The sequence below is a fragment of the Streptomyces parvulus genome, from assembly GCF_014648855.1.
GTDB lineage: Bacteria > Actinomycetota > Actinomycetes > Streptomycetales > Streptomycetaceae > Streptomyces > Streptomyces parvulus.
The window spans coordinates 163,380-181,092 of record NZ_BMRX01000016.1; the positions used below are offsets into that span (position 1 = coordinate 163,380).

Below are 17,713 nucleotides of genomic sequence, written 5' to 3' on the forward strand. Positions count from 1 at the left end.
GGCCGGGTGCCCGGCGCCTCAAGGCCTCGGACGCCGCCGCAGCAGGTACGTGTCCATGATCCAGCCCTTGCGCTCCCGCGCCTGCGCCCGCAGCCGCTCGATGCGCGGTCCCGCCTCGGCGATCGGGCCCGAGTCGAGGATCTCGTCCGGGGTGCCGAGGTACGCGCCCCAGTAGATGTCCAGGTCCTCGTCCGCGTACCGCCGGAAGGTCTGGTGCGCGTCCAGCATCACCACGACGTCCTCGACGCCCTCCGGGAAGCCCTCCGCGAGCCGCCGCCCGGTGGTGATCTGCACCGGCCGCGCCACCCGGTTCAGCCCCGTGCGGTGCCGGGCCGCCAGCGACGAGACGCTGCTGATGCCGGGCACCACGTCGTACTCGAACGCGACCGTGCCGCGCCCCAGCACCTCCTCCAGGATCCCCAGCGTGCTGTCGTACAGCGACGGGTCGCCCCACACCAGGAACGCGCCGCTCTCGTCCTCGCCCAGCTCCCCGGCGATCAGCCGTTCGTAGATGCCGGCGCGGGCCAGGCGCCAGTCCTCGACGGCGGGGGAGTAGGCGGCGCCCTCCGCGGCGCGGTCCCGCTCCGGGTCGCGCGCCTCGACGACGCGGTACGTGCCCTCCGGCACATGCGTCTCCAGCATGTCCCGGCGCAGCCGCACCAGGTCGTCCTTCACCTCGCCCTTGCCCAGGACGAAGAACACGTCCGTGTCCCGCATCGCCCGCACCGCCTGCAGGGTCAGCTGGTCGGGGTCGCCCGCGCCGATACCGATCACATGAATCTTCCGCACCCCACGAGTCTGCCGTACGCCGTCGGCGGCGTTCCGACCGGGCGGCCGGACCGGGGGCGGGTCAGCCCCGCAGCCGCGGCGCCCGCGCCCCGGCGTCCACGGACGCTCCGTCCGCCACGTCCCGCGCCAGCTCCCGGGCCCACCCGGCGACCGAGCCGAGATCCACTCCGTACGGCCGCGCCCGCCCGGCGCCCGACTCCGCCCACTCGGTCACCGCGCCCGCCCCGCGCCGCAGCAGCCTGGCCCCGCCGGTGCCGTTGCCGCGCGCCGCGTGCGTGAGCCCCACCGCCAGCTGGGCCATCCCGCGCCACAGCTGCCGCTCGTCGTCGGGGCCGGACTTCCAGGCGTCCTCGAACACCTCGTGCGCGTGGAACGGCTTCCCCTCGTCCAGCAGCCGCTGCGCCTCGGCGACCGTCTCCTCCGGCGCCCGCACGACGCCCTCGGGCTGCCGGGCGACGCCGTCCGCGCCGTACGGCAGCGGCCGCCCGAGCCCGTCCCGGGGCCTGGCGTTGCGCGCCCGCCCCTCCTCGTCCCGGTCCCGGGCGCCGGGCGGGCGGTCCGATGCTGTGCTGTCCATGGGGCCGATTGTCCCCCGCCCGTGCCCGCTTAGGCGTGGCCCGGCCGGTGCGGTAAGGTGCTGTCGCGTGATCGCGCGGTCCGCCGCGCGTCGCACACCGGGACGTGGCGCAGCTTGGTAGCGCACTTGACTGGGGGTCAAGGGGTCGCAGGTTCAAATCCTGTCGTCCCGACGGTGACGGAGAAGGACCTCCGCGGGCAGCAGCCCGCGGAGGTCCTTCTCGCATGTACGGCCGCTACCGCCGGGGCACGGCCCCGGCGGCGGTCAGCAGGTCCACCGTCTCCCCGTGCCCTCCGTGGACCGCCCAGTCGAGCGGGGTCCAGCCCGTGCCGTGGTCCTCCGCGAGGTTCGGGTCGGCGCCGTGTTCGAGCAGGGCGCGGACCGCTTCCGCGTACCCCCAGCAGGCGGCTCCGCACAGGGGTGTGCCCTCCGAGCCGATGCCGCTCTCCGTGTCGGGCCGCGCACCGGCCGCCAGCAGCGACCGCACCAGACCGGCGTCCCCGTTCACGGCGGCCTGGTACAGCGGCGTGGTGCCGGCGGCGTCCGCCGTCTCCGCCGGCGCGCCCGAGCGCAGCAGCGCCCGCACCCGGACCGGGTCGCCGACCAGAACCGCGTCGACGAGGCGGCCGGACAGCTTCTTCCTCCGTCGTCTGTTCACGGGCGCCGAGCCTATGGGGGCGCCCGGCGGTGTGGTCGGCCGGGGTTCGGGTTCAGACCTGGTAGCGGTCGGCCGCGAACAGGTCCAGGTGCTCCTTCACCCACGCCGAGGTCCGGCGCAGCCCGTCCGCCAGGCCGACCCGCGGCTCCCAGCCCGCCCAGCGCCGGGCACGGGAGTTGTCGGACAGCAGGCGCAGCACCTCGCTGCCGCCGGGCCGCAGCCGGGCGGGGTCCACCACGATCTCCGCGTCGCTGCCCGCCGCGACGGTGAGGGCCTGTGCCAGGTCGCCGATGGATATCTCCCGGCCCGAGCCGAGGTTGACGACCTGTCCGAGGGCGCGGTCGCAGTCGGCCATGGCGAGGAAGCCCGCCGCGGTGTCGGTGACGTAGGTGAAGTCGCGGGTCGGCGTGAGCGAGCCGAGCCTGATCGTGCGGGCCCCGGAGTGCAGTTGGGCGAGGATCGCCGGGATGACCGCGCGGGCGGACTGACGGGGGCCGTAGGTGTTGAAGGGGCGCACCACGGTCACCGGCAGCTCGAAGGCGTGCCAGTGGGACAGCGCCATCATGTCGGCGCCGATCTTGGACGCGGAGTACGGGGACTGCGGCTGCAGCGGGTGGTCCTCGCCGATGGGCGCCGTCCGGGCGGTGCCGTAGACCTCGCTGGTGGAGGTGTGCACCAGGCGGCGCACCTGGTGGCGGCGGCACGCCTCGGCGACGTTCTCGGTGCCGACGACGTTGGTCTGCACGTAGGCGCCGGGCGACTGGTAGCTGTACGGGATGCCGATCAGCGCGGCGAGGTGGAAGACGGTGTCGACGCCGTCCACGGCGTCGCTCACGCGGCCCGCGTCGCGGACGTCGCCGGTGACCGTGGTGACCAGCGGATGGCCGAGGAGGTGCGCGAGATGGCCCTTCTCGGCGTACGGCTTGTAGTGCGTGAACGCCCGGACCCGGGCGCCCCGGGAGACGAGCAGGTCGACGAGTGCCGAGCCGATGAAGCCCTCGGCTCCGGTGACCAGGACCTCGCGGCCGGTCCAGGCGGGGGTGTGGTTCACGGGGTGCGCTCCAGGGGGTGCGGGGTGGGCAGGGGGTGGCCGGCGAGGCGCAGTACCTCGGCGGCGAGCAGGTCGGCGGCGTACGCGTGCGGCCCGGGGTCGGCGGCCGACTCCATCGCGGCGAGCCGGGCGGGATCGGCCAGCAGCGGCTCGACCAGCTCGGCCAGCCGCCCCGCCGTCGTCTCGGCGTCGGGCAGCAGCAGTCCCGCCCCGGCGTCGGTCAGCACCCGCGCGTTGTGCGTCTGGTGGTCGCCGGGGGCGTGCGGGTAGGGCACGAGCACCGCGGGCACGCCGGTGCTGGCGAGTTCGGCGACGGTCGCCGAACCGGCGCGGCAGACCACCAGGTCGGCGGCCGCGTACACCTGGTCCATGTGGTCCAGGTACGGCACCACGCGGGCCACCTCGCTGCCCGCGAGCCGGAACCGGGCCTCCTCCAGCGCGTCGGGACCCGTCTTGATCAGCAGGTGCACGTCCCTGCGATGGCGCCAGCGCCGGGCCAGCTCCGTGGCGGCCTCGGTGAGCCGCGCGGCGCCCAGGCTGCCGCCGTTGAAGACCACGAGCCGCGCCCCGTCCGGCACGCCCAGCGCGCGCCGCGCCTCGGGGCGCCGGGCCGCGCGGTCCAGGCCGGCCAGCGCCGCCGCGATGGGCATGCCGACGACGCGGGCGTGCTCCCCGCCGGCCAGGCCCGCGCGGGAGCGGTCGAAGGCGACCGCGACGTGCGGGGTGAGCCGGGCGGCGAAGCGGTTGGCGCGGCCGGGCACGGCGTTGGACTCGTGGATGAGGCTCGGCAGGCCCGACCACCGGGCGCCGAGGATCACGGGGGCGCTCGGATAGCCGCCCATGCCGACCGCCACCTGGGCCCGCTGCTCGCGCAGCACCGTCCGGCACTGCCCGGCGGACCGCACCAGGGCCGAGGGCAGCAGATAGCGCCGGGCGCCCAGGCTCGGGTCGAAGGGGATCATGTCGACGGTGTGCAGCCGGTACCCGGCCCGGGGGATCAGCCGGGTCTCCAGGCCCCGGGTGGTGCCGACGAAGGAGATCTCCGCGGCCGGGACCGCGCGGCGCAGCGCGTCGGCGAGCGCGAGACCGGGGTAGATGTGACCACCGGTGCCGCCCGCGCCGATCACCACGGACAGCCTGGGCGGGGGAGGGTGATGTCCGGCGGGCGGCACGTGGGCCGGGCCGGAGGACGAGGATCCGAACATGGCCGCCACGGTCACAGGCCGGGCTAAGAAGGTTTTAAGACGCCGCTTTGGCAGGCTGGGCGCGTGCTGAGAAGAATTCTGGTGGTCGACGACGAGCCCGAGGTGCGGGCCGCCGTCGAGGACGGCCTCACCGTCGAGGGCTACGCGGTCCGGGGCGCCGCCGACGGCCTCGCGGCCCTCTCCGAGGTCGCCGCCTGGCAGCCGGACGCCGTGGTCGTCGACGTGATGATGCCGGTGCTGGACGGCCTCGCGTTCTGCCGCCGGCTGCGCGGTGTCGGCGACCGCACCCCGGTGCTGGTGCTGACCGCGCTGGACTCGGTGAGCGAACGCGTCGACAGGCTGGACGCCGGCGCCGACGACTACCTGGTCAAGCCGTTCGCCCTGGACGAGCTGACCGCGCGAGTACGGGCGCTGCTGCGCCGGGCGGACACCGGCCCCCAGGACCCCGGCGGCCTCCTGACCTACGCCGACCTGGTGGTGGACCCGGACACCCGGACCGGGCGGCGCGGCGAGCGGCGCATCGAGTTCAGCCGGACGGAGTTCGCGCTCCTGGAGCAGCTGCTGCGCCACCCCGGACAGGTCCTCACCCGGGAGACCCTCTTCGAACGGGTCTGGGGGCACGACTTCGGTCCCGGCTCCAACTCCCTGGCCGTCTACGTCGGTTACCTGCGCCGCAAGCTGGAGGCGGAGGGTGAACCGCGGCTCGTGCACACCGTGCACGGCGTCGGCTACCGGCTGGGCGCGGCGTGAGCGGGCCGACGCGGTTCGTGCCGCGTCCCCGCCGGCTGCGCTCCCGGCTGGCGCTGGCGGCCTCGGCGGCCGTCGTCCTGGTGACCGTCGGCGTCTGCACCGCCGCGTTCTTCGTCCTGCGCTACAAGCTCTACCAGCAGGTCGACCAGAACCTCGCCCAGTCGGCGACCCTCGTCGCCCAGCAGACCCGCGAGGACGGGCCGGCCGTGCTCCGCGGCGAGTGCCGCTTCCTGGGCGCCCCGGCCTGCGCCCAGACGGTGCCGCCCGACCCGGCCGACGACCCGGCCGAACCGTACGTCCTGCCCGTGTCCCCGGCCGTCCGCGAGGTGGCGGCCGGCCGCCGGGCGCCCTACTACCGCGACACCACCGTCGCCGGGCACCCCGCGCGCATGCTGACCACCACGTTCGGCGACGGCACCGCCGTGCAGGTCGCACTGCGCTCCGACGTCGCCGAGCGCGGCGTGCACCAGGCGGCCTGGCTGCTCGGCGGCATCGGCGCGGCGGGCGTGGCCGTCGCCGGCGCGCTCGGCTACGCCGTCGCCCGGACCGGCCTCGCCCCCGTCACCCGCCTCACGGCCACGGCGGAGCGGGTCGCCGCCACCCGCGACCCGAGCCACCGCATCGACCTGCCCGCCGGGCGGAGTTCCGGCGGGCACCGGGACGACGAGGTCACGCGGCTCGCGACGACGTTCAACACGATGCTGGACGAGCTGGAGCGCTCGGTGACCGCGCAGCGCCGGCTCATCGCCGACGCCTCGCACGAGCTGCGCACGCCGCTGACCGCCCTGCGCACCAACGCCGAACTCCTCACCCGCGCCGAGCGCCTGCCCGCCGACCGGCGCGAACGGGCGGCCGGCGCCCTGGTCCGGCAACTGGAGGACGTCACCACCCTGGTCAACGACCTCATCGAGCTGGCCCGCGACGAGGAACCCCAGCCGCTCCTCGAACAGGTCGACCTCGCCGCGCTCACCCGGCACACCGTCGCCCGCGCCCGCGAACGCTGGCCCGGTGTCACCTTCACCCTGGCCGTCCCGAGCCCCCGGGCCGCCGTGCCGCGCCCCGGCATCCCGTCCCGGCTGGCCCGGCTGCTGGGCAACCTCCTCGACAACGCGGCCAAGTTCAGCCCGCCCGGCGGCACCGTCGAAGTCGTCCTCACGCCGCGGGAGCTGACCGTCCGCGACCACGGGCCCGGCATCGCCGACCAGGACCTCCCGCACATCTTCGACCGCTTCTACCGGGCGCCGTCCGCCCGCGCGCTGCCCGGTTCCGGCCTCGGGCTGGCCATGGCCCGCCAGATCGCCCGGACGCACGGCGCCGAACTCACCGCCGAGCGGGCGCCCGGCACGGGAGCGCTGTTCCGGCTCGCCCTCGGCACCGGCCCCCCGGCCGGCGTCAGCTCCTGACCAGCAGCTGGAAGTCGAACGCGTACCGGGACGCCCGGTAGACGTGCGTCCCGAACTCGACCGGCCGCCCGGTGTCGTCGTACGCCGTGCGCCGCATCGTGAGCAGCGCGGCGCCCTCCCGCTCCTCCAGGCGCTCGGCCTCCTCGCGGGTGGCGATGCGCGCCCCGACGGTCTGGCGGGCGCTGTGCAGGGTGATCCCGCGGGCGCGCATCAGCCGGTACAGGCCGGTCGACTCCAGCCGGGCGTCGTCAAGCGGCAGCAGACCGGCGGGGAGGTAGTTGCACAGCAGGGCCACCGGCCGGCCGTGGGTCAGGCGCAGCCGCTCCAGGACGGTGACCTCGGTGCCCTCCGCGACTCCGAGGGCCGCCGCGGCGTCGGCGGGGGCCGGGGCCCCCTCGTGACGCACCACCACCGTGCCGGGGCCCTGCCCGGCCGCCTCCAGGTCGTCGTACAGACTGCTCAGTTCCAGCGGGCGCTTGACCTGGCTGTGCACGACCTGGGTGCCGACGCCGCGCCGGCGCACCAGCAGCCCCTTGTCGACCAGGGACTGGATGGCCTGGCGGACGGTGGGCCGGGACAGGCCCAGGCGGACGGAGAGGTCGACCTCGTTGCCGAGCAGGTTCCCCGGCGTGAGGACGCCCTGCTCTATCGCCGCCTCCAGCTGCTGGGCCAGCTGGTGGTAGAGCGGCACCGGACTGCTCCGGTCGAGGGCGAAGTCCAGGGTGCTCAGCGCGGGGGCGGTCACGGCACGTGCGGGGTCGCCGGGCCTCGCCATGGACGTACCTCCGTTGCGTAGGTGACGGGGTGTCAGAGGTGATGGCGCCGGTCGGCGACCGCCTGCTCGTACCGTGCGCGGGCGCCGGTGGCGGCGTCGCGGGCGGACACCTCGGCCACCGGCACGTCCCACCAGGCCTGCGCCCCGGGGGCGTCGCCGGCGACGGTCTCGACGTACACGCAGGTCGGCCGGGTCGCCGCGCGGGCCGTCGACAGCGCCTCGCGCAGCTCCCGCACCGTCTTGGCGCGCAGCACGTCCATGCCGAGGCTGGCCGCGTTGGCGGCGAGGTCGACGGGGAGCGGGGCGCCGGTGAAGCTGCCGTCGGCCGCGCGGTGGCGGTAGTCGGTGCCGAAGCGCTCGGCGCCCACCGACTCGGACAGGCCGCCGATCGAGGCGTAGCCGTGGTTCTGCACCAGGACGAGCTTGACCGGCAGTTCCTCCTGCACGGCGGTGACGATCTCGGTCGGGTTCATCAGGTAGGTGCCGTCGCCCACCAGGGCCCACACCGGGACGCCCGGCGCGGCCTGCTGGACGCCGAGCGCGGCCGGGATCTCGTAGCCCATGCAGGAGTAGCCGTACTCCAGGTGGTACTGGCGCGGCGAGCGGGAGCGCCACAGCTTGTGCAGGTCGCCGGGGAGCGAACCGGCCGCGTTGATCACCACGTCCTCGTCGCCGACCACCGCGTCCAGCGCGCCCAGCACCTGCGTCTGGGTCGGCACCGCGTTCTCGTCGTCGGCCCGCAGCGCCGCTCGCACGGTCTCCTCCCAGCGGGCCCGGCCGGCCCGGTACTCGTCCTCGTACGACGACGGCACCCGGTGTCCGGACAGCGCCCCGGTGAGCGCCGTGAGCCCCGCGCGCGCGTCGCAGACCAGGGTGCGGGCGGCCAGCTTGTGGGCGTCGAAGGCGGTGATGTTGAGGTTCAGGAAGCGGACGCCCGGGTCCTGGAAGAGGGTGCCGGAGGCGGTGGTGAAGTCCGAGTACCGGGTGCCGACGCCGATCACCAGGTCGGCGGTGCGCGCCAGGTCGTCGGCGACGGCGGTGCCGGTGTGGCCGATGCCGCCGAGGTCGGCCGGGTGGTCGTGGCGCAGGGACCCCTTGCCCGCCTGGGTGGACGCGACCGGGATGCCGGTGGCGTCCACCAGCGCCTCCAGGGCGGCCTCCGCCTCGCCGTGGTGGACGCCGCCGCCCGCGACGATCAGCGGGCGCCGGGCGGCCCGCAACGCCCTTACCGCATCGGCCAGTTCCTCGGGGTCGGGCGCGGGGCGCCGTACCCGCCAGACGCGGTCGGCGAAGAACTCCTCCGGCCAGTCGAAGGCCTCCGCCTGCACGTCCTGCGGCAGCGCGAGCGTGACCGCGCCGGTCTCGGCCGGGTCCGCCAGCACCCGCATCGCCCGCGGCGCGGAGGCGAGCAGGGCCTCGGGGCGGCTGATCCGGTCGAAGTACCGGGATACGGGGCGCAGGGCGTCGTTGACCGACACGTCGGCCTCCGACGGGTGCTCCAGCTGCTGGAGCAGGGGATCGGCGGCGTGCGAGGCGAAGTAGTCGCCGGGCAGCAGCAGGACCGGCAGGCGGTTGACCGTCGCCAGGGCCGCGCCGGTGACCAGATTGGTGGCGCCGGGGCCGATGGACGTCGTCACGGCCTGCGCGGAGAGGCGGTTGAGGTGGCGGGCGTGGCCCACGGCCGCGTGCACCATGGCCTGTTCGCTGCGGCCCTGGTGGAAGGGCATGACGTCGCCGTACTCCACGAGGGCCTGGCCGACGCCGGCCACGTTGCCGTGGCCGAAGATGCCCCAGGTCCCGGCGACCAGCCGGTGGCGCACGCCGTCGCGCTCGGTGTACTGCGCGGCCAGGAAGCGCACCAGGGCCTGGGCGGTGGTCAGTCGGCGGGTGGCGGCGCTCATGCGGACCTCTCCGGTGCGGTGTAGAGGGGGAGTCGGGGGTCGACGGGCTGAGCCGGCCAGGTGTCGCGGATCCAGGCGTGCCCGGGGTGGTCGCTGATCAGCCAGGCGCGTTCGGCCTCCGGGCCCGCCATGACGTTCAGGTAGTACATGTCGTGGCCGGGGACGGCCATCGACGGTCCGTGCCAGCCGTCGGGGATGAGGACCACGTCGCCGTCGCGCACCTCGGCCAGCACGTCCGTGCCCTGCCCCCGCCCGGACGGCGAGACCCGCTGGTAGCCGAGGCCGGGGGTGCCGTCGTGGGCCGCGAACTCGAAGTAGTAGATCTCCTCCAGCACCGACTCCTCGCCGGGGCGGTGCTCGTCGTGCTTGTGGGGCGGGAAGGACGACCAGTTGCCGCCCGGGGTGAGCACCTCGACCGCGATGAGCCGGTCGCACTCGAACACCCCGGCCGCGCCGAAGTTGTTGACCTGCCGCGAGCAGTTCCCGCTGCCGCGCAGCTCCACCGGCACCGCGGACGCCGGGCCGTAGCGGGCGGGCAGGCGGCGGGTGCAGCGGGCGCCGGTGAGGGCGAAGCGGCCCCCGCCCGGGGAGGTCACGGTCGTCCGGGCGTCGCGCGGCACGTAGGCGAAGTCGCTCACGCCGCTGAACACGCTGTCGCGGCCGGTGAGTTCGAAGGTCTCCTGGCCGAAGTCGTCGGCGGTGGCCACGGTGCAGCCGCCGCTCAGGGGCAGGACGATCCACTCGCTGTCGCCGCTGTCGAAGGTGTGGCCGCCGCCGGGCGGCAGGGTCAGCACCCGCAGACCGGAGTAGCCCCAGCCGGCGCTCTCGGGGGTCACTTCCACGGCGTACGGGCCGTCCGCGGCCGCCTTGCCCGCGGGAAGGTGGTGGGTCATCGTCCGCTCCTCGGTCTCTGCGGTCTCTGCGGTCTCTGCGGTCTTTTCGCTCTCCTCGGTCACAGCAGTCCGACGGCCGTGTCCACCGCCTGTTCGACGCTGCCCTCGGCCGGGTAGAGCAGCGAGCGGCCGACGACCATGCCCTGCACGGTGGGCAGTCTGAGCGCCTTGCGCCAGCGTTCGTAGGCGGCGCTCTGGTCGGCGGGCGAGACGCCTATGTCGCCGCCGAGCAGGACGGCGGGCAGCGTGGAGGTCTCCAGGACCTCGCCCATGTCCTCCGGGTCGTCGGTGACGGGCAGCTTCAGCCAGGTGTAGGCGGACGTGCCGCCCAGGCCGGAGGCGATGGCGACGGACCGGGTGACGGCCTCGGCGGACAGGTCGTTGCGCACCCGGCCGTCCACCCGCCGGGAGATGAAGGGCTCCACGAACAGCGGCAGCCGGCGCTCCGCCATGGCGTCCACGGCGCGGGCGGCGGCCTCCATGGTGGTCAGCGAGCCGGGATCGCCGTAGTCGACGCGCAGCAGCAGCTTCCCCGCGTCGAACCGCAGCCGGGCGAGGTCCTCGGCGCGGTGCCCGGTGAAGCGGTCGTCCATCTCGAAGGCGGCGCCCGCGAGCCCGCCGCGGTTCATCGACCCCATGACGACCTTGTTCTCCAGCACCCCGAGGAGCAGCAGGTCGTCGAGTACGTCGGCGGTGGCGAGCACGCCGTCCACGCCCGGCCGGGACAGCGCGGTGCACAGGCGCTCCAGCAGGTCGGCCCGGTTGGCCATGGCGAGCCGGCGGTCGCCGACGCCGAGCGAGCCGCGGGCCGGGTGGTCGGCCGCCACGATCATCAGCCGGCCGGAGTCGCCGATCAGCGGCCGGCGGGTCCGGCGGGCCGCGGCCTCGGCGACCGCCTCCGGATGCCGGACTCTGACCGAGGTGAGGTCGGGGATGCTGAGGGACAAGACGGGGCTCCGTTTCAGGGAGTGGCTCGCGCGAGGAGGTCGTCGACCTCGGCCCCGGTGGGCATCGCGGAGGAGCAGGCGAGACGGGAGGCGACGAGGGCGCCGGCCGCGTTGGCGTACCGCATGATCCGCTCCAGCTCCCAGCCGGAGAGCAGACCGTGGCAGAGGGCGCCGCCGAACGCGTCGCCCGCGCCGAGGCCGTTGACCACCTCGACCGGCACCGGCTCCACCTCGGCGGCGCGGCCGTCGCGGTGCACGGCCAGGACGCCTTTCGGGCCCTGCTTGACCACGGCCAGCTCCACCCCGGCCGCGAGCAGCGCCTCGGCGCAGGCGCGCGGCTCGCGGACGCCGGTGGCGACCTCGCACTCCTCCAGGTTGCCGACCGCGACGGTCGCGTGCCGCAGCGCCTCGGCGTAGTGGGGGCGGGCCTGGTCGGGGTCGGACCAGAACATCGGCCGCCAGTCCAGGTCGAAGACGGTGGTGCCGGCCTTGGCGCGGTGGGCGAGCGCCGCCAGCGTCGCCGTGCGGCTCGGCTCCTCGCTCAGCCCCGTGCCGGTCATCCAGAAGATGCGGGCGGCGCGGACCGCGTCCAGGTCCAGCTCCTCCGGGTGGATCTCCAGGTCGGGAGCCTTGGGGCGGCGGTAGAAGTACAGGGGGAAGTCGTCCGGCGGGAAGATCTCGCAGAACGTCACCGGCGTCGGGTGGGCGGCCACCGGGGTCACCCAGCGGTCGTCGACGCCGAACTCCTGGAGCGCCCGGTGCAGATAGCCGCCGAAGGGGTCGTCGCCGGTCCGCGTGATGACGGCCGCGGCGCGGCCGAGCCGGGCGGCGGCGACCGCCACGTTCGAGGCCGAACCGCCGAGGAACTTGCCGAACGTCTCGACCTCCGCCAGGGGTACGCCCGTCTGCAGGGGATACAGATCGACCCCGATGCGGCCCATCGTGATCAGATCGAAACGCGGGACTGACTCGGCCATGTGCGACGCTCCTCGGGCTGGGCGGGGGCCTGCCGCCTCCCAGGTGTATGACTCCTGGACGACGCTGTCAATAGTTTGTACTTACATTCGGACCTGTGAGTGAAATGATGTCTTGACAAAGTATTGACAGCAGGCGTCCCAAGGACTTGTATCCGGTCCCAGCGCAACAGCCGTTCTTCTCGGTCAGGCACACGGCTTCCCGTCGCACAGTCGCACAGTGAGGTGCAGGAAAGATGGACCGCTCTTCGCACGCCCGCTCCCGCAGATTCGCCCCCGCCGTGGCTCTCGCCGCCGCCGCGGCCCTGACCCTGGCCGGCTGCTCCAGCGGCTCGGGAGGGAAGAAGGCCGACGAGGAGGGGGACTCGGGCGCCTCCGCGGGCAAGGCGAACACCCCTCGTATGACCGTCGCCCTGGTGACCCATCAGGCGCCGGGCGACACCTTCTGGGACATCGTCCGCAAGGGCGCCGAGGCCGCGGCCGCCAAGGACAACGTCAAGCTCGTCTACTCCGCCGACCCGAACGCCGGCAACCAGGCCAACCTGGTGCAGAACGCGATCGACCAGAAGGTCGACGGCATCGCCGTCACCCTCGCCAAGCCGGACGCGCTGAAGGGCGTCCTCGGCAAGGCGGAGAAGGCCGGCATACCCGTCGTCGGGCTCAACTCCGGTCTGGCGGACTGGAAGGAGCTCGGCCTGATGGAGTTCTTCGGCCAGGACGAGACCGTGGCCGGCGAGGCGCTCGGCAAGCGGCTCAACGAGGACGGCGCCAAGAAGGCCGTCTGCGTGATCCACGAGCAGGGCAACGTCGGCCTGACCCAGCGCTGCGAGGGCGTGAAGAAGACCTTCGAGGGGTCGATCGAGAACCTCTACGTCAACGGCACCGACATGCCCTCGGTGAAGTCGACCGTCACCGCCAAGCTCAAGCAGGACGGCGCCATCGACCACCTCGTCACCCTCGGCGCCCCCTTCGCCATGACGGCCGTGCAGTCCGTGGACGAGTCCGGCAGCGAGGCCAAGGTCGCCACCTTCGACCTCAACAAGGAGCTGACCGGCGCCATCGAGAAGGGCGACATCGAGTTCGCCGTCGACCAGCAGCCCTACCTCCAGGGCTACCTGGCCGTCGACGGACTCTGGCTCTACAAGAACAACGGCAACTACAGCGGCGGCGGCGAGCAGCCCGTGCTGACCGGCCCGGCCTTCGTCGACGAGTCCAACGTGAAGACGGTCGCCGACTTCGCCTCGAAGGGCACCCGGTGATGAGCGCGGCCCCACAGGCCGAGCCGGCGGTGGCCCCGCCGCCGGCCCCCGGCCCCCGGGAGAGCGACGGGCGGACCCGCGAGCGCTCGGTGGTGCTGCGGGTGCTGGCCCGGCCCGAGGTCGGGGTCCTCCTCGGCGCCGTCGCCGTGTACGTCTTCTTCCTGATCGCCGCCCCCTCGGTCCGCGAGGGCAGCTCCATGGCGACGGTGCTCTACCAGTCGTCCACCATCGGCATCATGGCGCTGCCGGTGGCCCTGCTGATGATCGGCGGCGAGTTCGACCTGTCGTCGGGCGTCGCCGTGGTCACCTCCGCGCTCACCGCGGGCATGCTCAGCTACCAGCTGACCCTGAACGTGTGGATGGGCGTGATCGTCGCCCTGGTGGCCTCCCTCGCCGTCGGCGCGTTCAACGGCTGGGTGCTGATGAAGACCGGCCTGCCCAGCTTCCTGGTCACGCTGGCCACCTTCCTGATCCTCCAGGGCGTCAACCTCGCCGTCACCAAGCTCGTCACCGGCAACGTCGCCACCGACGACATCAGCGACATGGACGGCTTCGACCAGGCCAAGGCCGTCTTCGCCTCCTCCTTCGACGTCGGCGGCGTCGAGGTGAAGATCACCGTGGTCTACTGGCTGGTCTTCGCGGCGCTGGCCACCTGGGTGCTGCTGCGCACCAAGTACGGCAACTGGATCTTCGCGGTCGGCGGCAGCCAGGAGTCGGCCCGAGCGGTCGGCGTGCCCGTCACCTTCACCAAGATCACGCTGTTCATGCTGGTCGGCTTCGGCGCCTGGTTCGTCGGCATGCACCAGCTGTTCTCCTTCAACACCGTGCAGTCCGGCGAGGGCGTCGGCCAGGAGCTGATCTACATCGCCGCGGCCGTGATCGGCGGCTGCCTGCTCACCGGCGGCTACGGTTCGGCCATCGGCCCGGTCTTCGGCGCCTTCATGTTCGGCATGGTGAACCAGGGCATCGTCTTCGCCGGCTGGAACCCCGACTGGTTCAAGGCGTTCCTCGGCGTGATGCTGCTGGGCGCCGTCCTGATCAACCTGTACGTGCGCCGCGCGGCGACCCGGAGGTGACGGAAATGACCACCAAGACCCCCGGCACCCAGGGTGCCGTCCGCACGGACCCCGCGCCCGGGCGGGAGGCGCCGATCGTGGAACTGCGCGGCGCGGGCAAGGCGTACGGCAACGTCCGCGCCCTGCACGGCGTCGACCTCGCCGTCCACCCCGGCCGGGTGACCTGCGTGCTCGGCGACAACGGCGCCGGCAAGTCCACCCTCATCAAGATCATCTCCGGGCTGCACCAGCACACCGAGGGCGAGTTCCTCGTCGACGGCGAGCCGGTGCGCTTCACCACCCCCCGCGACGCCCTCGCCCGCGGCATCGCCACCGTCTACCAGGACCTCGCCACCGTGCCGCTGATGCCGGTGTGGCGGAACTTCTTCCTCGGCTCCGAGATGACCAGGGGCCCCTGGCCCGTGCGCCGCCTCGACATCGCCCGCATGAAGCGGACCGCCGACGAGGAACTGCGCAACATGGGCATCGTCCTGGACGACCTGGAGCAGCCCATCGGCACGCTCTCCGGCGGCCAGCGCCAGTGCGTGGCCATCGCCCGCGCCGTCTACTTCGGTGCCCGCGTCCTCATCCTCGACGAGCCCACCGCCGCCCTCGGCGTCAAGCAGTCCGGCGTCGTCCTCAAGTACGTCGCCGCCGCCCGCGAACGCGGCCTCGGCGTCATCCTCATCACCCACAACCCCCACCACGCCTACATGGTCGGCGACCACTTCAGCGTGCTGCGCCTCGGCACCCTCGAACTCAGCGCCGCCCGCTCCGGCATCACCCTCGAACAGCTCACCAACCACATGGCGGGCGGCGCCGAACTGGCCACCCTCAAGCACGAGCTGGCCCAGGTCGGCGGCGTCGACGTGGAGGCGCTGCCGGGGCCCGAGGCCGGGGGAGCCGGGGACGCGGCGCCGAAGGACACCGCACCAGGCACTGACGTACCGCACACCGCCGAAGGGAAGGCCTGACATGACCGCTGCCCTGGACCGCATCCGAGTCGGCTCGGCACCCGACTCCTGGGGCGTCTGGTTCCCTGACGACCCGCTGCAGGTGCCCTGGCAGCGCTTCCTGGACGAGGTCGCCGAGGCCGGCTACGAGTGGATCGAGCTGGGCCCCTACGGCTACCTCCCCACCGACCCGGCCCGGCTCACCGACGAGGTGGCCCGGCGCGGCCTCAGGGTCTCCGCGGGCACCATCTTCTGCGGACTGCACCGGGGCCCCTCGGAGTGGGACGCCACCTGGGAGCAGGTCGGCCGCGTCGCCGCCCTGACCCGGGCCATGGGCGCGGAGCACCTCGTCGTCATCCCGTCCTTCTGGCGCGACGACAAGACCGCCGAGATCCTGGAGCCCCCGGAGCTGACCGCCGAGCAGTGGGCGAACCTCACCGGCGGCATGGAACGCCTCGGCCGCGAGGTGCGCGACGCCTACGGCCTGGACATCGTCGTCCACCCGCACGCCGACACGCACATCGACACCGAGGAGCACGTCGAGCGCTTCCTCGACGGCACCGACTCCGGCCTGGTCGGCCTCTGCCTGGACACCGGCCACTACGCCTACTGCGGCGGCGACAGCGTCAAACTCATCGAGACCTACGGTGAGCGCATCGGCTACCTGCACCTCAAGCAGGTCGACCCGGAGATCCTCGCCGAGGTCCGGGCGGGCGGCGTGCCCTTCGGGCCGGCCGTGCGGCGCGGCGTCATGTGCGAACCGCCGGCCGGCGTCCCGGACCTCGGCCCGGTGCTCACCGCCGCCCAGAAACTGGACGTCGACCTGTTCGCCATCGTCGAGCAGGACATGTACCCCTGCGAGCCGGACAAGCCGCTGCCCATCGCCGTGCGCACCCGGAAGTTCCTGCGCTCCTGCGGCGCCTGAGGACGCGGGGCCGGCGGGCGGGTCCCGCCGGTGCGCCGCTCGGCGGGCCGTCGCCGGTGGTGCGCGCTAGCGTGCGCAGCACCGGTACCTTCGTCCCGACCCCGGAGGCGTCATGACCTCGCGACTCAACCCCTACCTCAGCTTCGACGGCGACGCCCGGCAGGCGCTGGAGTTCTACGAGCAGGTGTTCGGCGGCGACCTTGCGCTGAACACCTTCGGCGCGTCCGGCATGCCCGACCCCGCCTACGCCGAGAAGATCATGCACGGCATGCTGGAGACCCCGAGCGGCTTCACCCTGATGGGCGCCGACACCCCGCCCGGCATGGACCACACGCCGGGGAGCAACTTCTCGGTGAGCCTCAGCGGCGACGACGCCGCCGAGCTGCGCGGCTACTGGGAGAAACTGTCCGCCGGCGGCACCGTCTCCGTGCCCCTGGAGAAGCAGATGTGGGGCGACGTCTTCGGCATGTGCACGGACCGGTTCGGCATCCCGTGGATGGTGAACATCAGCGAGCCGACGGGCTGACCCGCCGGCTCGCCGCCCGGCCGTGAACCGGGAGCGCCCCGCTCAGCCCCGCCGCACCTCCGCGACCGTCACGGGCCGGTGCTCGCGCAGCGACAGCGTGCACGCCTCGGCGATCCAGCCCGCCTCCAGCGCGTCCTCGATCGTGCACGGCGAGGTCCGCGTGCGCGCCACGACCTCGGTGAACGCGCCGAGTTCGGCGCGGTAGGCGGCGGCGAACCGGTCCATGAAGAAGTCGTGCGGCGTGCTCGCCGGGAAGGTCGCGCCGGGCTCCACCGAGCGCAGCGGCAGCCGGTCCTCCAGGCCGACCGCGACGGAGTCGTCGAAGCCGTGCAGCTCCATCCGGACGTCGTGGCCGCGCCCGTTGTGCCGGCTGTTGGAGACCACGGCGATCGTGCCGTCGTCCAGCGTGAGGACCGCGCCGGTGGTGTCGGCGTCACCCGCCTCCCGGATGTACGCGGCGCCCCGGTTGCCGCCGACGGCGTACACCTCGGTCACCTCGCGGCCGGTCACCCAGCGGATGATGTCGAAGTCGTGCACCGAGCAGTCCCGGAAGATGCCCCCGGAGGCGGCGACGTACGCCGGGGGCGGCGGGGCCGGGTCCAGCGTGGTCGACCGCACCGTGTGCAGCTTCCCCAGCTCGCCCGCCCGCACCGCCGCCCGCGCGGCTGCGTAGGCGGCGTCGAAGCGCCGGTTGAACCCGATCTGCACGGGCACGTCGTGGCCCGCGACCGCCTTCAGCACGTCGACGCCCTCGGTCATGGTCCGGGCGACGGGCTTCTCGCAGAACACGGGCACGCCGGCCTCCACGGCGGCCACGATCAGCTCGGGGTGGGCGTCGGTCGCCGCGGCGACCACCACACCGTCCACCCCGGCCGCCAGCAGCGCCTGAGGCGAGGCGGCCACCTCGGCGCCGAACAGGTCGGCGGCGGTCCGCGCGGCGTCCGCGGACGGGTCGGCGACGACCAGCGAGTCGACGGCGTCGAGTTCGGAGAGGGTCTCGGCGTGGAAGGCGCCGATGCGGCCGAGGCCGAGGATTCCGATGCGCATGTTCTTGGCTGCTCCTTGTGCGTGG

General features: G+C 73.9%; 18 protein-coding genes and 1 tRNA gene. 8 read left to right on the forward strand and 11 right to left on the reverse strand.

Features of this window, described 5'->3' with window-relative positions:
* Positions 1 to 18: 18 nt before the first annotated feature.
* Entirely contained in the window at positions 19 to 789 is a 771-nt protein-coding gene (gene cobF / locus IE108_RS28965) for a precorrin-6A synthase (deacetylating) (protein WP_064730882.1), read from the reverse strand.
* Positions 790 to 850: 61 nt separating this feature from the next.
* Complete coding sequence (locus IE108_RS28970) at positions 851 to 1,366, reverse strand: DUF309 domain-containing protein (protein ID WP_079163741.1); 516 nt, start codon at positions 1,364 to 1,366, stop codon at positions 851 to 853.
* Between the two features lie 98 nt (positions 1,367 to 1,464).
* Here IE108_RS28970 and IE108_RS28975 point away from each other — a divergent pair.
* Positions 1,465 to 1,538 (forward strand) — tRNA-Pro (locus tag IE108_RS28975).
* A 63-nt stretch (positions 1,539 to 1,601) separates the two neighbouring features.
* Here IE108_RS28975 and IE108_RS28980 read toward each other — a convergent pair.
* The 3 genes from IE108_RS28980 to IE108_RS28990 are packed head-to-tail and all read right to left on the reverse strand — an operon-like array spanning position 1,602 to position 4,202.
* Complete coding sequence (locus IE108_RS28980) at positions 1,602 to 2,024, reverse strand: ankyrin repeat domain-containing protein (RefSeq protein WP_064730883.1); 423 nt, start codon at positions 2,022 to 2,024, stop codon at positions 1,602 to 1,604.
* A 52-nt stretch (positions 2,025 to 2,076) separates the two neighbouring features.
* Positions 2,077 to 3,075 carry a GDP-mannose 4,6-dehydratase gene (locus IE108_RS28985; RefSeq protein WP_064730884.1) on the reverse strand — a complete coding sequence of 333 codons (999 nt, stop codon included), beginning with the start codon at positions 3,073 to 3,075 and terminating at the stop codon, positions 2,077 to 2,079.
* A complete protein-coding gene (locus IE108_RS28990; RefSeq protein ID WP_064732058.1) occupies positions 3,072 to 4,202 on the reverse strand; it encodes a UDP-N-acetylglucosamine--N-acetylmuramyl-(pentapeptide) pyrophosphoryl-undecaprenol N-acetylglucosamine transferase in 1,131 nt (376 codons plus the stop codon). Before IE108_RS28990 ends, IE108_RS28985 begins: the two co-directional genes overlap by 4 nt.
* A 141-nt stretch (positions 4,203 to 4,343) precedes the next feature.
* Between IE108_RS28990 and IE108_RS28995 the strand changes: the two genes are divergently transcribed.
* Both IE108_RS28995 and IE108_RS29000 read left to right on the forward strand, forming a co-directional pair.
* Positions 4,344 to 5,030 carry a response regulator transcription factor gene (locus tag IE108_RS28995; RefSeq protein ID WP_079163743.1) on the forward strand — a complete coding sequence of 229 codons (687 nt, stop codon included), beginning with the start codon at positions 4,344 to 4,346 and terminating at the stop codon, positions 5,028 to 5,030.
* Positions 5,027 to 6,433, forward strand: a complete 1,407-nt coding sequence (locus tag IE108_RS29000; RefSeq protein ID WP_064730886.1) for a sensor histidine kinase — start codon at positions 5,027 to 5,029, stop codon at positions 6,431 to 6,433. Before IE108_RS28995 ends, IE108_RS29000 begins: the two co-directional genes overlap by 4 nt.
* Here the strand turns inward: IE108_RS29000 and IE108_RS29005 are convergent.
* From IE108_RS29005 to iolC, 5 genes are read right to left on the reverse strand one after another with little or no spacing between them, the layout of a single operon-like run.
* Positions 6,423 to 7,208, reverse strand: coding sequence for a GntR family transcriptional regulator (locus tag IE108_RS29005; protein ID WP_064730887.1), 786 nt, complete (start codon positions 7,206 to 7,208; stop codon positions 6,423 to 6,425). The genes IE108_RS29000 and IE108_RS29005 overlap by 11 nt on opposite strands.
* Before the next feature lie 32 nt (positions 7,209 to 7,240).
* Positions 7,241 to 9,109, reverse strand: coding sequence for a 3D-(3,5/4)-trihydroxycyclohexane-1,2-dione acylhydrolase (decyclizing) (gene iolD, locus IE108_RS29010; protein ID WP_064730888.1), 1,869 nt, complete (start codon positions 9,107 to 9,109; stop codon positions 7,241 to 7,243).
* A complete protein-coding gene (iolB, locus tag IE108_RS29015) occupies positions 9,106 to 10,002 on the reverse strand; it encodes a 5-deoxy-glucuronate isomerase (RefSeq protein ID WP_064730889.1) in 897 nt (298 codons plus the stop codon). Before iolB ends, iolD begins: the two co-directional genes overlap by 4 nt.
* Before the next feature lie 59 nt (positions 10,003 to 10,061).
* Entirely contained in the window at positions 10,062 to 10,949 is an 888-nt protein-coding gene (locus IE108_RS29020) for a Cgl0159 family (beta/alpha)8-fold protein (RefSeq protein WP_064730890.1), read from the reverse strand.
* Between the two features lie 14 nt (positions 10,950 to 10,963).
* Positions 10,964 to 11,926, reverse strand: coding sequence for a 5-dehydro-2-deoxygluconokinase (iolC, locus tag IE108_RS29025; RefSeq protein ID WP_064730891.1), 963 nt, complete (start codon positions 11,924 to 11,926; stop codon positions 10,964 to 10,966).
* Between the two features lie 233 nt (positions 11,927 to 12,159).
* On the opposite strand from iolC, the gene IE108_RS29030 reads away from it, so the two are divergent.
* From IE108_RS29030 to IE108_RS29050, 5 genes are all read left to right on the forward strand, one after another.
* On the forward strand, positions 12,160 to 13,182 hold the full coding sequence (locus tag IE108_RS29030; RefSeq protein ID WP_064730892.1) for a sugar ABC transporter substrate-binding protein: 1,023 nt from the start codon (positions 12,160 to 12,162) through the stop codon (positions 13,180 to 13,182).
* Positions 13,182 to 14,258 (forward strand): ABC transporter permease, encoded by a 1,077-nt coding sequence (locus IE108_RS29035; RefSeq protein WP_064730893.1) that lies wholly within the window; start codon positions 13,182 to 13,184, stop codon positions 14,256 to 14,258. The genes IE108_RS29030 and IE108_RS29035 overlap by 1 nt, the downstream gene beginning before the upstream one ends.
* A gap of 5 nt (positions 14,259 to 14,263) precedes the next feature.
* Positions 14,264 to 15,211: an ATP-binding cassette domain-containing protein gene (locus tag IE108_RS29040; protein ID WP_064730894.1), complete on the forward strand. Its 948-nt coding sequence runs from the start codon at positions 14,264 to 14,266 to the stop codon at positions 15,209 to 15,211.
* 1 nt (position 15,212) lies between these two features.
* Positions 15,213 to 16,115 carry a sugar phosphate isomerase/epimerase family protein gene (locus tag IE108_RS29045; protein ID WP_064730895.1) on the forward strand — a complete coding sequence of 301 codons (903 nt, stop codon included), beginning with the start codon at positions 15,213 to 15,215 and terminating at the stop codon, positions 16,113 to 16,115.
* 112 nt (positions 16,116 to 16,227) lie between these two features.
* Positions 16,228 to 16,641 (forward strand): VOC family protein, encoded by a 414-nt coding sequence (locus IE108_RS29050; RefSeq protein ID WP_064730896.1) that lies wholly within the window; start codon positions 16,228 to 16,230, stop codon positions 16,639 to 16,641.
* Between the two features lie 42 nt (positions 16,642 to 16,683).
* Here the strand turns inward: IE108_RS29050 and IE108_RS29055 are convergent, their stop codons facing one another.
* Complete coding sequence (locus tag IE108_RS29055; protein ID WP_064730897.1) at positions 16,684 to 17,688, reverse strand: Gfo/Idh/MocA family protein; 1,005 nt, start codon at positions 17,686 to 17,688, stop codon at positions 16,684 to 16,686.
* Between the last annotated feature and the right edge of the window lie 25 nt (positions 17,689 to 17,713).

Excerpts from the sequence above, each read along its gene's own strand:
- IE108_RS28970 (WP_079163741.1), bottom strand. The coding sequence starts at position 1,366 with ATGGACAGCACAGCATCGGACCGCCCGCCCGGCGCCCGGGACCGGGAC.
- IE108_RS29005 (WP_064730887.1), bottom strand. The coding sequence starts at position 7,208 with ATGGCGAGGCCCGGCGACCCCGCACGTGCCGTGACCGCCCCCGCGCTG.
- iolD (WP_064730888.1), bottom strand. The coding sequence starts at position 9,109 with ATGAGCGCCGCCACCCGCCGACTGACCACCGCCCAGGCCCTGGTGCGC.
- iolB (WP_064730889.1), bottom strand. The coding sequence starts at position 10,002 with ATGACCCACCACCTTCCCGCGGGCAAGGCGGCCGCGGACGGCCCGTAC.
- iolC (WP_064730891.1), bottom strand. The coding sequence starts at position 11,926 with ATGGCCGAGTCAGTCCCGCGTTTCGATCTGATCACGATGGGCCGCATC.
- IE108_RS29030 (WP_064730892.1), top strand. The coding sequence starts at position 12,160 with ATGGACCGCTCTTCGCACGCCCGCTCCCGCAGATTCGCCCCCGCCGTG.
- IE108_RS29035 (WP_064730893.1), top strand. The coding sequence starts at position 13,182 with ATGAGCGCGGCCCCACAGGCCGAGCCGGCGGTGGCCCCGCCGCCGGCC.
- IE108_RS29040 (WP_064730894.1), top strand. The coding sequence starts at position 14,264 with ATGACCACCAAGACCCCCGGCACCCAGGGTGCCGTCCGCACGGACCCC.
- IE108_RS29045 (WP_064730895.1), top strand. The coding sequence starts at position 15,213 with ATGACCGCTGCCCTGGACCGCATCCGAGTCGGCTCGGCACCCGACTCC.
- IE108_RS29050 (WP_064730896.1), top strand. The coding sequence starts at position 16,228 with ATGACCTCGCGACTCAACCCCTACCTCAGCTTCGACGGCGACGCCCGG.
- IE108_RS29055 (WP_064730897.1), bottom strand. The coding sequence starts at position 17,688 with ATGCGCATCGGAATCCTCGGCCTCGGCCGCATCGGCGCCTTCCACGCC.